The sequence below is a fragment of the Streptomyces sp. NPDC056128 genome (assembly GCF_042263835.1).
Taxonomy (GTDB): domain Bacteria; phylum Actinomycetota; class Actinomycetes; order Streptomycetales; family Streptomycetaceae; genus Streptomyces.
The window spans coordinates 657584-671565 of sequence record NZ_JBHJVQ010000001.1; the positions used below are offsets into that span (position 1 = coordinate 657584).

The window sequence follows — 13982 nt, forward strand, 5'->3', positions numbered from 1 at the left end:
CCGTCGGCGTCGACGTCGTGTGGCTCACACCATGGCGACGTGCCCCCACCCCGGCAAGGAGCCCTTCCGCCCTGCGGAAACCTTCCACCCGGCCGCCCGTCCTGCGAAGTTACCCGTGCGTTCCGCACGTCGGAGTCATGACAGCGGTAACTGTGCGGGGCGGTACGCCGCGTGACAGCGTCATCCCCGTCAGCGACCGGCGGAGGGAGAAGGCGTGAACAAGGGCTATGCCGTCTACTGCGACGCGGATCCGTCCTTCTACGACGCTCCGCACCGCACGGCTCTGCGCGGCGGCACCCGGCACGCCCGGTACGCCGCGGCCTCCGCCCCCGTGCCGGCCGGGTGGCAGCGCAACGAGAGCGGGGACTGGCTCGCCCTGCGCCCGGTCGAGACCGACCTGCCGGACCAGGGGTGGAAGATCCACGTCTCCGCCTGCCTCGACAACGCCGAGTCCGTGCTGGAGCGCGTCCTGCGGCACTGCGTCGACGGCGGCACCGCCTTCAAGTTCGTGCCCAGCCGCTACCTGCTGCACCAGCGCAACGCCAAGTACGCGGACCGCGCCGGGAGCGGCAAGTTCATCACCGTGTACCCGGCGGACGAGGCGGACTTCGAACGGCTCGTGGGGGAGCTGTCCGACCTGCTGACGGGCGAACCCGGACCGCACATCCTCAGCGACCTGCGGATCGGCGACGGCCCCGTGCACGTCCGGTACGGCGGCTTCACCCGCCGCAACTGCTACGACGCGGACGGCGAGCTGCGGCCGGCCGTGACCGGCCCCGACGGCGTCCTGGTGCCCGACCTGCGCGGCCCGGTCTTCCGGGTGCCGGACTGGGTGACGCCGCCCGCCTTCCTGCGTCCGCACCTCGACGCCCGCTCCGCGGTGACCCTGGCCGAGCTGCCCTACACCATCGAGTCGGCGCTGCACTTCTCCAACGGCGGCGGTGTCTACCTCGCCCGGGACAGCCGCACCGGCGAGCAGGTCGTCCTCAAGGAGGCCCGTCCGCACGCCGGTCTCGCGGCCGACGGGGCCGACGCCGTGACCCGCCTGCACCGCGAACGCCGGGCGCTGGAAATGCTGTCGGGCCTCGGCTGCACGCCCGAGGTGCGCGACCACCTCACGATCGGGGAACACCACTTCCTCGTCCTGGAGTACCTCGACGGCAAGCCGCTCAACACGTTCTTCGCCCGCCGCCACCCGCTCATCGAGGCCGACCCGGACCAGCGAAGACTGGCCGAGTACACCGCCTGGGCCCTGGACATCCACGCGCGGGTGGAACGCGCCGTCCAGGACGTGCACGCCCGGGGCGTGGTCTTCAACGACCTGCATCTGTTCAACATCATGATCCGCGAGGACGACAGCATCGCCCTGCTGGACTTCGAGGCCGCCCACCACGTCGACGAACCGGGCCGGCAGATCGTGGCGAACCCGGCGTTCGTGGCCCCCGCCGACCGGCGGGGCGTGGCCGTGGACCGGTACGCGCTGGCGTGTCTGCGGCTCGCGCTCTTCCTCCCGCTCACCAGCCTGCTGGCGCTCGACCGGCGCAAGGCGGCCCACCTCGCCGACGTGGTGGCCGAACAGTTCCCGGTGGACCGGGCCTTCCTGGACGCGGCGGTCGACGAGATCACGGCCGGCGCCGACGGCGTCCCCGCGGTGCCACGGCCGGCCGGGCCGGTGGCGCCGGTCCGCCCGGACGACTGGCCCCGCAGCCGGGACTCGATCTCCGAGGCCGTCCGCGCGTCCGCGACGCCGTCCCGCACGGACCGCCTCTACCCCGGCGACATCGCGCAGTTCGCCACCGCCGGTGGCGGCCTCGCCTTCGGCCACGGAGCGGCGGGGGTGCTGTACGCCCTGGCCGAGAGCGGGGCGGGCAGGGACGAGGACGGGGAGCAGTGGCTGCTGGAGCGGACCAAGCAACCGCCCTCGGGCATGCCGCTCGGCTTCCACGACGGGCTCGCCGGAATCGCCTGGACCCTCGACCGCCTCGGCCACCGCGACCGGGCGCTCGACCTCGCCGAACTCCTCCTCGACCAGCCCCTGGACGACCTGGCACCCGACCTGCACAGCGGCACCGCCGGACTGGGCCTGGCCCTGGACTCGCTCGCCGCCACCACCGGGGAGACCGCGCTGCGCACGGTCGCCCTGCGCTGCGCCGACCTGGCGGCCGGCGGCACACGGACCACGGCGGAGAAGCCCGGCCGGACCCGCGCCGGGCTGCTGTACGGCGCCTCGGGACGCGCCCTGCTCTTCCTGCGGCTCTACGAGCGCACCCGGGACGGCGCCCTGCTCGACCTCGCCCGTGACGCGCTGCGCCAGGACCTCGCCCAATGCGTCCGCGGCGCGGGCGGCGCCCTCCAGGTCGACGAGGGCTGGCGCACCATGCCCTACCTGGGCGCGGGCAGCGTGGGCATCGGCATGGTCCTCGACGACTACCTGACGCACCGCGAGGACGAGGAGTTCGAGCGGTCGCGGAACGAGATCGTGGCCGCGGCCCAGGCCATGTTCTACGCCCAGCCGGGCCTCTACCGGGGCGTCGCCGGAATGGTGCTCCACCTCGGCCGCACCACGGCCACGGCACCCGGCACCGGCCCCGAGGCCCTGCGGCGCCAGCTCGACGCGCTGTCCTGGCACGCCATGTCCTACCGGGACCGGCTCGCCTTCCCCGGTGAGCAGATGATGCGACTGTCCATGGACCTCTCCACCGGAACGGCCGGATGCCTGCTGGCCGTCGCCTCAGTCCTCGGCGACGAGCCCGTCGGCCTGCCGTTCCTGCCGCCGCTGCGCACGAGCAGCGGCCCTCCGACTCGGCCCCGCCTGGGGTCGTGAAACAGCACACTGTTGCCGTACGAAGGGAAATGTCATGAACCTGTTTGACCTGCAGTCGATGGAGACCCCCAAGGACGAGGCCATGGGCGACGTCGAGACCGGCGGCAGCCGCGCGAGCCTGCTGCTCTGCGGCGACAGCAGCCTGAGCGTCACGACCTGTAACTGACGCCGGAGTTGACCGCCGCGGCGGCATGGTGAGCCGTGTCGCCCGGCACTGGCGCCCCGGGTTCCTCCCGGGGCGCCGACGCCTGCCCGCGCACCCCACGACCGTACGGGGTGCGCGACCGGTGTCCCGGCACGGTGGGACGGACGGAAGGTCTTGGCTGGTGCGAACGAGCAGGTCCCGGGCGCGGCGGGTGCCCGAGGCGCGGGACGGGACCGGCGCCGCGGGTCCCGGGCGCGCGCCGGAGGTACTGGTGCTGCTGTGCTCGGTCGTGGCCGCCCTGACGACGGTGGCCCAGCCGGTCGTCCTCGGCCACACTCTCGACTTGCTGCTGCGCGACGGCGCCGGCTACGACGACGCCGGCCCCTGGCTCGCACTGAGCGCCGGGCTGCTCCTGGGCGAACTGCTCCTCGACAGCCTGACCGCGCTGTTCACCGGAGGCTGCAACGCCGCATGGACGGCGTCCGTCCGCTCCCGGGCGCTCACCGGACTGCTGGGCGCCGTACCGGACCGCGTCCGGCCCTTTCCGCCGGGGGACGTCGGCACCCGCCTGACCCTCAACGCCGCCGACGCGGGCGGCGCCCCGGCGGCCCGGGCGGCGCTGGCCGCCTCGCTGGTCACCCCGCTGGGCGCCCTCGTGGCGCTGGCCTTCGTCGACGTGTGGGTGGCGGCCTGCGTGTGCGCCGGTCTGCCCGCCCTGGCCCTGGTGCTGCGGACCTTCGCCCGCGACACCGGCGCCTCGGTCGCCGCCTACCAGCGCACCCAGTCCAGGATCGCGTCGGGGCTGCTTGAGGCCCTGGAGGGCACGGCGACGATCGGTGCCGCGGGGACCGGTGACCGGGAACGCGCCCGGGTGCTGGCGCCGTTGGCGGAACTCGCCGCCCAGGGCCGGCACATGTGGGCCCTGCACGGACGGGCGCTGGGCAGGAGCAGTGTCCTGGTGCCGCTGCTGACCCTGGTCGCCACGGGCGTCGGCGGACTGAGGCTGGCCTCCGGGGACCTGAGCGTGGGGGAGCTGCTCGCCGCCGGCCGGTACGCACAGCTCACGGCCGGCGTCGGCGGGGCCGCGTCCCTGCTGGGCGCGATCGTGCGGGGCCGCGAGGCACGCAAGCGGACCCTGGAGCTGGAACGGCTGCCCGCGCTGTCCCACGGGACGGGGCACCTGCCCCCGACCGGCACGGGCGAACTCGAACTGCGCGGTGTGCGCGTGGTGCGCGACGGCAGAGAGGTGCTGCGCGCCGACCACGTGCGCGTGCCGGGCGGCAGCACGGTCGCGGTGGTCGGCCGCAGCGGTGCGGGCAAGACCGTCCTGGCGGCCGTGGCGGGGCGACTGATCGATCCCGACGAGGGCCAGGTGCTGCTGGACGGGGTCCGCCTCGACCGGCTGACGCGCGAGGCGCTGCGCACCGAGGTGGCGTTCGCCTTCGAACGCCCGGCACTGGGGGAGGGCACGGTCGCCGAAGCGGTCGCCTCCGGGGCACGCCGGGCGTCCCCCGGGCAGGTGAGGGCAGCGGCCCGAGCGGCAGGAGCCGACGGCTTCGTACGCCGGTTGCCGCACGGCTACGACACGCCGCTGGCGGGGGCACCGCTCTCCGGCGGGGAGCACCAGCGGCTCGGCCTGGCACGGGCGTTCGCGCAGGCCGGACGGCTCCTGGTGATGGACGACGCGACGTCGAGTCTGGACACCGCCACGGAACACGAGGTGAACCTCGCCCTGCGCCGCTCGGTGCGGCCCGGGACCAGGCTCGTGATCGCGCACCGCCCGTCCGTGGCGGCCCGGGCGGATCTGGTGCTCTGGCTGGAGGAGGGGGGCGTGCGGGCCGTCGGGACCCACCACGACCTGTGGCGGACGGAGGACTACCGGGCGGTCTTCGGTGCCGCCGGCGCCGCCGCCGCGGCGCCGCGCGTGGGGTCCGCCCGCCGACCCGAGACGGAGCCCGCGTCGAAGCCCGCGTCGGAGCCCCGGGCCGAACTCGCCTCCGAACCCGCTTCCGAGCCCGAGGAGGCACGGCCGTGATGTCCGCATCCGCAGAGGACCGCCGCGCGCCCGCGCCCGCACCGGCCGACGACGGGTCGGGGGCCCTGCGCCGTATCGCGCCGCCGGCGCGCCGCTTCCTGGCCCGGCGCAAGGGCGTGCTGGCGCGGCTCGGGCTCTGGTCACTGGTGGAGTCGGCGCAGGCGTTCCTGGTGGGTTTCGCCGTCGCCCACGCCGTCGACGAGGGCTTTCTCGCCGGTGACACGCGCCGGGGGCTGCTGTGGCTCGCGGCCGCCCTGGTCGCCGTACTGTCCGGCGCTCCGGTCGTGCGAGGCGTGTTCGCCCAGCTCGCCGGGTTGACGGAGCCGCTGCGGGACGGACTCGTGCGGCGTGCGGTCGACCGGTCCATGGCCCTGGCCGCCCTCGGCGGGCCCGGCGGAACGGACCGGGCGGCCGTCTCCCGGCTGACCAACCAGGTCGAGATCGCCCGCGACAGCTTCGCCGGTCTCGTCCTCACCCTGCGCTCGTTCGTCTTCACCGCCGCGGGAGCCCTGATCGGCCTGCTGTCCCTGCATCCGGCGCTGCTCGTGGTGGTCCTGCCGCCACTGGTGATCGGCCTCGCGCTGTTCCTGGCCACGCTGCGGCCCATGGCGGCGGCCCAACGCCGCGCCCTGGCCGCCGACGAGGCGCTCGGCGACCACGCGACCCGGTCACGTGCCGCCCTGCGCGACCTCACCGCCGGCGGGACCGGGCCCGAGACGGAGCGGCACGGCGCGGAACTGGTCGCCGAGGCCGCCGCGACGGCCCGGATCCTGGCCCGCTGGGCGGCGGTGCGCACGACGGCGCTCGGCGTCGCGGGCAACCTGCCCGTGCTCGCGTTGCTCGTGGCGGTGCCGTGGCTGCGCGGGCGAGGTGTGACGGCGGGAGCGCTGCTCGGCGCGTTCACCTACCTCGTGCAGTCCCTGCTGCCCGCCCTGCACACGCTGATGACCGCCCTGGGCGCGGCGGGCGCCCGGCTGCTCGTCGTCCTCGACCGGATCCTCGGCCCCGCGCCGGTGCAGGGGACCCCACCCGCGTCCGCCCACCGCTCACCCGCACCCTGCGGACCCCCGGCGCCCGGCGCCCGGCCGGCCCCGGCGGTGGAACTGCGGTCCGTCACCCTGTCCTACGGCGTCCGCGCCGATCCGGTGCTCGACTCGCTCGACCTGCGCGTCGCCCGGGGCGAACACCTCGCCGTCGTCGGACCGAGCGGCATCGGCAAGTCGACCCTCACCCGCCTCGTCGCGGGAACGCTCGCGCCGAGCGGCGGCGAGGTCCGGGTGGCCGGCCGGGCGGTGACCGGACGCGCCACCGCCGAACTCGCCGCCCTGCGCACGCTGGTCCCGCAGGAGGCGTACGTCTTCACCGGCACCGTCGGCGACAACCTCGCCTATCTCCGCCCGGACGCGGACCGGGCGGACCTCGACGCCGCCGTCCGGGAACTCGGGCTGCGGCCGCTGGTCGAGCGCCTGGGCGGGCTCGACGGTCCGGTGCGGCCCGCTGAACTGACCCACGCGGAGCGGCAACTCGTCGCGCTGGCCCGCGCGTACCTGTCGCCCGCCCCCCTGCTGCTGCTCGACGAGGCCACCTGCCACCTCGACCCGGCCGCGGAGGCCCGCGCGGAGGAGGCCCTGGCCCGGCGGCCGGGCACGCTGGTGGTGGTGGCGCACCGTCTGTCGTCGGCGGTCCGGGCCGACCGGGTGCTGGTGCTGGACGGCGTGGCCGCGGTGTGCGGCACGCACGAGGAGGTGCTGGACCGTTCGCCGCTCTACCGCGACCTCACGGGCCACTGGCACGGAGAGCCGCTGCCGCGGCGGTGACCGCGGACGTCCCCGCGGGCCGCGGCCGGCGGGTGGCGCGGCCGCGTCACGTCCAGCCGGCGCTCTGGACGATGCGTATCGCGTCGACCCGGTTGCGGGCGCCGACCTTCCGGATCGCCGTGGCCATGTAGTTGCGGACCGTTCCCCGCGACAGGTGCAGCCGGGCGGCGATCTCGGCGATCGGCGCCCCCTGGGAGGCCAGGGCGATCACGCCCAGTTCACGGGTGGTCAGCGGCATCTCCGAGCCCTTCAGCAGGGCCACGGTGAGGGTCTCGTCCAGGAAGCGGTCCCCCTTGGCGACCGTGTGCACCGCCGTGATCAGCCGGTGGGCCGGGGCGTTCTTGTCCACCAGCCCGAGCGCGCCCCCTTCGAACGCCCGGCGCAGCACCCCCGGCCGCTTGGCGGTCGTCAGGACGACGAGCCGGTCCCCGTACCGTCCCCGCAGGCGCTCCCCCCGTACGTCGTCCGGCCCCTGGAGGCACTCGCCGTCCACGACACACACGTCCGCCGGTAACGCCTCGGTGTCCGGCGCGTCGTTGTCCGGACAGAGCGCCGAGACCTCCAGTGTGTCGTCGGATCTGAGCAGTTGCGCCAACGCCGACCGCAGCAGCTCCTCGTCGTGCACCACGACCGTACGGACCATCTCCCCCACCCCTTGTCTCGGCCGTCTCGTTCGAACGGCCGATAGTCACTCGTCCCCGCGCCACGATGCCATCTGCCCTGATCTGTTCCGGTGGAACACGGAGCGTACGCACGTGCGAACGACACCCGAGTCAATTCGCCGTTGTCGGCGCCCCGTCAGGGGCGGAATCGCGGCCTCCGGACGAGCGAACAAGGCGGAGAACACACCAATCCGCACCCGGCCCCACTCCGTAGGGAATCCGGCCGTCCGCCGTCGTGCGCACGCCGCCGGCCCTGGCATCCTGGCCACGGTGGCACACCGCCCCCACGGAGCCGCCCCGCCCGCGAAACCGACCGAGTCGAACGGACGTCCGTTCGGACGGGAATCGGCCGGAAACCGTCGTCGACCAATCTGGCGCGAAATCCACCGCCCCGGTCGGGTGATTTCCCTTGACCGCTCGGCCCGTCGGTGCGCGCGGGGGACTGTCGGTGGGTGCCCCTAGTCTTTCGCCAACGTCACAGCGGGGCGCGCCGATCCGGGCCGCCGGACGCGCTGTGCCGTGTTCCCGGCAGCGGAGAGGCGAAGAACCCATGGGGTGGCTGGCAGCGGGCGACGAGTACGAAGTCGCCCTGGTGGAGGCCCGGGTGGTGGCCCGGTCGGCGGTGGCGGAGTCCCCGGACGCGCCGGAGGGGAAGCGGGAGAGGTCCCTGCCGGAGGAGATACGGGACCGGCCCGAGGTGCTCGAACTCCAGCGGTTCGCCGAATGGCTCGACCGGCACGCCGCCGAGTGCGTCGCCCAGGTCGACCGGTGGATGGTGTCCTCACTGCCGGTGCCGACGGGGCTGCTGGGACGGGTCTGGCCCGACGAGGCGTGGCGGGCGGCACTTCGGGACATCGTTGTCGTCGGCGACCACCCCGACGAGACCGGCTTCCTGCGCGACGCAGCCGAGTCGGGCGAGCTGCGGCTGGTCGGCCCGGACGGCGCGACCGTCCGCCTGGCACCGCGCACGGTGACCATGCCCCATCCCGTCCTCCTGCCCCGGCTGGAGGAACTGCGCCGGTTCGCGGCCGAGTCGGGCGTGGTCCAGGGCGTCGAGCAGATCCACCGCCGCACCTGGGCCAGGCCCGGCGGGAGCGGTACCACGGCCCACACGGTCACCGAGTTCGCGGGCGCCGAGTACCGCTCGTGGTTCCACCTCTCCTCCCGCGCCACCTCCCTCGGCTACCAGATCTCCGGCAGCAGCGTCGTGGACCGGATCCGGGACGCCGGACGGGTCGTCACCGCCTCCGTCGGCATGAGCGACCCCTTCACCGAGGAGAAGGCCTGGACCGGCGGCCTGGCCTGGAGCGTCGAGGACGGCCGACGTCACCTCCCCCTCGCCGAAGTCGGCCCCGTGGCCTGGTCCGAAGGCATGCGCATGGCCGCCGCCCTGCACGCCGGCCGCACCGCGACCCCGGACGGCGCCCAGTGAACGGCACGGCGGTACGCACCTCCACGAAAGGCACGAGAGCATGAGCGACGGCACCACCGAGGGCGGGACGACGGCGGAGGTGGCGGAGCTGCTCCGCGCCGGCGCCGTACTGCCGCCCGGCACCACCGGGGGCGGCGACCGGGCGGTGTCCGTCTTCACCCGGGCCTACCGGCATCCGGGCCTGGACGGCCGGACCGTCGTGCGGCTGATCGCCGAGGACCCGTCCGGGGACACCGGCGCCGCCTTCCTCGGACTCAGGCCCGAGGGCGAACCGGTGGAGGTCGGCATCGGGCAGCACCGGGCCATGGGCTTCCCCGAATGGGTCCTGGTCCGGCACCCCTCGGACGGCCATCTGGCCATGTCCCTGGTCGAGGAGATGAACAAGGTCGCGCGGACGGTGCGCTCCCGCGCCAAGAAGGCACGCGCCACGTACGAGTCGATCGGCGAGCGTCTCGCCGGTTCCGTGCCGCACTTCCTGCCGACCTTCTACGAGGAGGCCGGCCGGGTGTTCCTGGCGGCCGGCGAGCAGGCGTACGCCGCCCAGATGTTCGTCAACGCGCGCAAGGCCGAGACGGCACACGCGCTGCCGTTCGACGAGGCACGCATGGACGCGGTGTTCCCGGAGTTCGCCCTGGCCGACGCCGTGCCGACCAAGGCCCTGTCCGGTTACGCCAAGGGCCTGTCCTCCCGGGTGCCGGCCGCGACCGCGTTCCGGCACCTGCGCGGTCTGTTCACGCGGCTCGCGGCGCACGGACTGCCGCCGTCCAGCCCGGGCGCGGCCGACCTGCGCCGGCTGGCGAAGGCCGCCGCGGGCGGGAACGCGCGGGCGGAGGAGATCGCCTACCTGCGCGAGGTGCTGTCGCTGCCCGGCACCGTCAAGGCACCGCCCGGCTGGTGGAAGGCCCACCGGGCCGCACTGCTGGAACTGGCCGTGCGGGAGCCCGCCGTCCGCGGCACCCTGCTGGGACTGCTGCCCGCGGAGTGGGAGCAGGAGGACCTGCCCCAGTGGCTGGAGCTGCTGGAGAAGTCCGGCGCCACCGCCGGGCTGTGCGATGCCGCACTGCCCGCCGAGGAGCGTTCCCCCGAGGGCACGGCCGGCTGGGCGCGCAGGTTCCTCGCACTCTGCCGCGCCGACAGCCGGTCCCTCGCCCCGGTGGAGCTGTACCCGCTCGTCGACCGCATGGCCGGCACACTCCGGGCCGAACTCGAAGCCTGCGACGCCACGTTGCCGCCTCCCGTCGGCGACGTCGACCTCCTCGACCAGCTCCTGGCCCTGCGGATACCCGTCGCGGACCCCGACGGCCGCCCGGGGCTCGGCCTGAAGGACTGGGCGGCCCGCGACGAGCGACGCGACCTGCTCGCCCTGGCGGCCGACCCCCGATTCCGCACGGCCTTCCGGGAGGGCTGTCCCGCCCACGAGCGGGAGGACAAGGACCGGCGCACCGTCACCACCCTCGCCGAGTCGCCCGGCGGACGCCCCCTGCTGGCCGAGTGGGTGGCCGAGGCCGGCCGCGGGTACCTCACCGCCGAACTGGGCGGCTTCACCGGCTACCTGGAACCTCTCACGACCCTGAGATGGCTGCCGGGCGAGGTCCTGGCCACCGCCGAGCAGGCCGTACGCGACACCCTGGCCACCGGCATGGCCCCGGCCCTCGCACGCACCCTGCGCACCGGCATCCTGGACGAACTGGGCTGGCCCGCCTGGGACGAGGCGGTCGGCTCGCCCGAATCCCCGGAGGCGGCGCGCAGGACGCTGGTGGGTGACGCATGGCCCCACCTCATCGTCCTCAAGGGCGACCACGCCCAGGTGATCGGCGCGGAGGGCACGGTGCTCGACCACGAACTGCGCCTCCCGGACGGGGGCGACCGCTGGCGTCCCGACGTCCGCTACGTGGACGGCGGCCTGCTGGTCACCTGGTACGCCTTCTCCACGTCCAGCTCGCACGGCTACTGGCACGACGGCGCCCCCTCGTCACCGACGGCGGTGGACGGCGACGTCCGCTATTCCCACGCCTGCCAGGCGGACGGGAGCGGCGGGACCGGAGGGGGTAACGGCATGCCACCCGCCTCCCTCCCGCTCCCGGAGGGCGGCCGCGCCACCGGCCAGGGCATCCTGCGGCGGGGCGACACCCACGTCCCGCCCGGGCGGCTGGTGATCGGCGACGGCACCTCGTACTGGGTGTGGATCAAGGACTGGTCCGACGAGACCAACAGCGCCTGGCACGCGTACGACCCGTACGGCGACGCGGTGGGCGAGCGCGCCGCGCCGGACTGGTTCGGCGAGGGGCTGCGTGCCGCGCCGGAGGGCAGCACCCTCGGCACCGCCTGGCTGCTGCCCGCCCCCACGGGCCGTGCCGGGCCCGATGAGCGCCCCGGTGGACGGACTGCTCGGCTGGCGGGTGATCACGCTGCCCGACGGTTCGCGGCGGGGCGAGGACCTGGCCGGACGGTCGGTCGTCGTACCGCCCGGCGTGCGCAGGGACCCGGAGCACGCGCTGGTGTTCCCCGGCACCGACCGGCCCGTGAGCGTGCTGCGGTGGTCGGGCACCGACATCCGGCTGCTCGACGGCGACGGAAAGGTCCTCGCCGAGGTCACGCGCGGCCACACGGCCGGTCCGTTCAGCGCGGGCACCGCCCTGCTGCCGCCCCTGCGCTACTGGCACCTGCTCCAGCCCCGCGACCCGCAGGGCTCCGCGGCACTGCGCCAGGTCGGCGAGGACACCGCGGCGGAACTGCTCGCGGCGGCCGTCGCGGAGGCGCCCGGGGACGAGCCCGACGGCCGGGACGTGCTGCCCGGCCTGGTGCGCGGCCTGCTGCCGCGGGTCGGCCACGAGGCGCTGCGCGCGGGCATCGCCGGGGTGACGCGGTACGCCGCCGAGCTGCAGCGCGTCCTGGACGAGGCGCGCGCCCGGCTCGACGCCGCCGTGGCGGGCGACGCCCCACGGGAGGAGCCGGAGACCGTCGGCGACCTCCTGCTGGCCGCCGCGTTGAACGGCGTCGGCCTCACCGACGGCGAGCGCCGCTGGTACTACGACTTCGACCACCACCTCTTCGAACTGCCGGGCCTGCTCAACCCGTCCGCGCGGGGCAAGGCCGAACCGGCACCGGCGGGCCGGGCCCATCCCGACCTGCCCGGAAAGCCGTCGCTGGAGCGCCTCAACGCACTTGCCCTGCCCGACCTCCCGGCCGTCGTCGCCCTGCGGGCCGGCAGCGAGGTCACCGTGCCGGAGCACCGGCAGGCACTGGAGGCGTTCCTCGCGGAACTGGACGCGCAGCGCCTGACGGAACTGGACCCGGGCCACTGGCGCCGTGTCCGCCTGTGCCTGGACAGCGGCCTGTTCACCGGGCCCGACGCCGTGCAGGGCTACACCAGGACGACCGTGCTCGACCTGGCCGACGGCGCGTTCCTCGTCTTCCCCGACCGCTGGTACCAGTTCGTCCAGGAGTACGGCGCGCACGAGATCCCCGGCCGGCACTACGGCGCGCTCCACCACGACCCGACCGGCAGGTTCGAGACACCCGCCCCGTACACCCCGGTCTCCCAGGAACCGTTCGTGCCGGAGTTGACCCGGGCGCCCGGCTGGGCCGCCGCCTTCCGCGCCACGCTCGCGGAACGCGGCCCCGCACCCTGGTACCCGGCCGCCGCCGAGGAGTTCGCCCGGCTCACCGGCGTCACCCCGACCATGGCCCGGCTGGTGGTCGCCGGCCTGCCCCTCATCGACGACGTACGGGCGGCCGTACCCGCCGTGACGCTGAAGGCGATCGGGGTGAAGTCGGCCGACGCCCGCGTGGCCAAGGAGGAGCTGAGGGCCCTCGACGCGGGCGCCCGGCAGGCCGTCGTGGCGGCGCTGCTGCCCACCGACCCGTCCCGGCTGTGGACCCACGGCCCCGACGCCGCCCGCGCGGCCGAGGTCTGGAACGAGCGGCTGGGCCGGCGCACGCCCGTTCCCGAGGAGGTGGTGCACGACGCGGCCCGCACCGTGGAGCCCGTCGGCTGGGCACCGGCCGCCGCCCTGCGCGGCTTCGTCGACCTCGCCACCGAACCCCGGCTCACCCGGGACCTGACCTGGACCATCGGCCGCTACTACCCGCAGTCCGCCGAGCAGACACCCGGCTTCGACGGCCACGTCCTCAAGGGCGCGGTGGCGATGGCCGCGTGGCTCGCCCACCGGCTCCCGTCCGGCGACCCGGTCCGCGCCGTCCTGCCCGGCGTACTGACCGCGCTGCGCGCCCGGCTGGCCCATCCCGGGCTGCTGATCGGCCTGGACGGCAAGACCGACTGGGAGGCGTTCCGGCGGGCCGCGGGCGAACCGACGGAGACCGGTGACGACTTCGTCCGCTACGGCGCGGTCGTGCTGGGCACCGAGCGGTCCGAGTCCGACCCCGTCCCCGCCGTCCGTCCGGCCCTGCTGGACGCGGCCGGTCATGACCCGCACCTGGCGGCGCTCTTCACCGGGCAGCGGCCGAACGCGCAGCGGACCGCCCTGCGTCTGGTCCACGACGGCCCGTTCGCCGAACTGCTCGCCGACCCGGGCAACCCGGTGGCCGGCGAACGCGACCAGGGCGGCCTCTGGTGGCCGCAGGACCCGGCCCGGTCCGTGCCCTGCCTGGTCGCCGAGGTGGCCGCACGGCACGGCATCGGCGAGGACGCCGCCGTCCTCTACCTGATGCTGCTTGCCATGCCGGACCCCACCGACCGCAACACCGCGCGCTGGACCGGCTGGGGCACCGCCCGGCTGCGGGCCTCCCGCGCCGAACTCGCGGCCACCGACCTCGTACTGGAGGGCAGCCGCGCCAAGGCCGGACGCTCGCTGTTCCTGCCCGGCGGATGGACCCGGCTCGCCAACCCGCACCTCCCGCTGGAGCGGTGGAAGATGCCGCTGTACGGCCTGCTCGACGGCGAGTCGCCCGTCCTGGGCGTCGTCGTCCCCGCCCGTCCCGTGGCCGACGTGTACCGCGAGGCGTGGCGGCGGGTCGTGGCCGGTGAGGGCCCGCGGCCGGAGGACATGGAGGTGCCGCGACCGCGCGGGCGCCGGCGCTGAGTTCCGTCGAGGTCCGGGCGCCGGC

8 protein-coding genes are annotated in these 13982 nt (G+C 75.3%); 6 read left to right on the forward strand and 2 right to left on the reverse strand.

Annotated features, from left to right (window positions below):
- The first annotated feature begins 214 nt into the window (after positions 1 to 214).
- The 4 genes from lanKC (at position 215) to ACFC1X_RS02880 (ending at position 6821) form a co-directional block, all read left to right on the forward strand.
- Positions 215 to 2824 (forward strand): class III lanthionine synthetase LanKC, encoded by a 2610-nt coding sequence (gene lanKC / locus ACFC1X_RS02865; protein ID WP_376348169.1) that lies wholly within the window; start codon positions 215 to 217, stop codon positions 2822 to 2824.
- A 34-nt stretch (positions 2825 to 2858) separates the two neighbouring features.
- Positions 2859 to 2990, forward strand: a complete 132-nt coding sequence (locus tag ACFC1X_RS02870; protein WP_122620605.1) for a SapB/AmfS family lanthipeptide — start codon at positions 2859 to 2861, stop codon at positions 2988 to 2990.
- A 160-nt stretch (positions 2991 to 3150) separates the two neighbouring features.
- Positions 3151 to 5004 carry an ABC transporter ATP-binding protein gene (locus ACFC1X_RS02875; protein ID WP_376348172.1) on the forward strand — a complete coding sequence of 618 codons (1854 nt, stop codon included), beginning with the start codon at positions 3151 to 3153 and terminating at the stop codon, positions 5002 to 5004.
- Entirely contained in the window at positions 5004 to 6821 is a 1818-nt protein-coding gene (locus ACFC1X_RS02880; RefSeq protein ID WP_376348173.1) for an ATP-binding cassette domain-containing protein, read from the forward strand. The genes ACFC1X_RS02875 and ACFC1X_RS02880 overlap by 1 nt, the downstream gene beginning before the upstream one ends.
- Before the next feature lie 46 nt (positions 6822 to 6867).
- Here ACFC1X_RS02880 and ACFC1X_RS02885 read toward each other — a convergent pair whose 3' ends face one another.
- Positions 6868 to 7473, reverse strand: a complete 606-nt coding sequence (locus ACFC1X_RS02885; protein WP_376348174.1) for a LuxR C-terminal-related transcriptional regulator — start codon at positions 7471 to 7473, stop codon at positions 6868 to 6870.
- A 560-nt stretch (positions 7474 to 8033) separates the two neighbouring features.
- Between ACFC1X_RS02885 and ACFC1X_RS02890 the strand changes: the two genes are divergently transcribed.
- Positions 8034 to 8915: a DUF4132 domain-containing protein gene (locus tag ACFC1X_RS02890; protein WP_376348176.1), complete on the forward strand. Its 882-nt coding sequence runs from the start codon at positions 8034 to 8036 to the stop codon at positions 8913 to 8915.
- A gap of 840 nt (positions 8916 to 9755) precedes the next feature.
- Here the strand turns inward: ACFC1X_RS02890 and ACFC1X_RS02895 are convergent.
- Positions 9756 to 10097 carry a hypothetical protein gene (locus tag ACFC1X_RS02895; protein WP_376348177.1) on the reverse strand — a complete coding sequence of 114 codons (342 nt, stop codon included), beginning with the start codon at positions 10095 to 10097 and terminating at the stop codon, positions 9756 to 9758.
- A 1193-nt stretch (positions 10098 to 11290) separates the two neighbouring features.
- On the opposite strand from ACFC1X_RS02895, the gene ACFC1X_RS02900 reads away from it, so the two are divergent.
- Positions 11291 to 13957: a hypothetical protein gene (locus tag ACFC1X_RS02900; RefSeq protein WP_376348179.1), complete on the forward strand. Its 2667-nt coding sequence runs from the start codon at positions 11291 to 11293 to the stop codon at positions 13955 to 13957.
- Positions 13958 to 13982: the final 25 nt, after the last annotated feature.

What these genes read in the sequence shown, in the direction of transcription:
- ACFC1X_RS02870 (WP_122620605.1), top strand. Translation starts at nt 2,859, where the DNA reads ATGAACCTGTTTGACCTGCAGTCGATGGAGACCCCCAAGGACGAGGCC.
- ACFC1X_RS02880 (WP_376348173.1), top strand. Translation starts at nt 5,004, where the DNA reads ATGTCCGCATCCGCAGAGGACCGCCGCGCGCCCGCGCCCGCACCGGCC.
- ACFC1X_RS02890 (WP_376348176.1), top strand. Translation starts at nt 8,034, where the DNA reads ATGGGGTGGCTGGCAGCGGGCGACGAGTACGAAGTCGCCCTGGTGGAG.
- ACFC1X_RS02895 (WP_376348177.1), bottom strand. Translation starts at nt 10,097, where the DNA reads ATGCGGTCGACGAGCGGGTACAGCTCCACCGGGGCGAGGGACCGGCTG.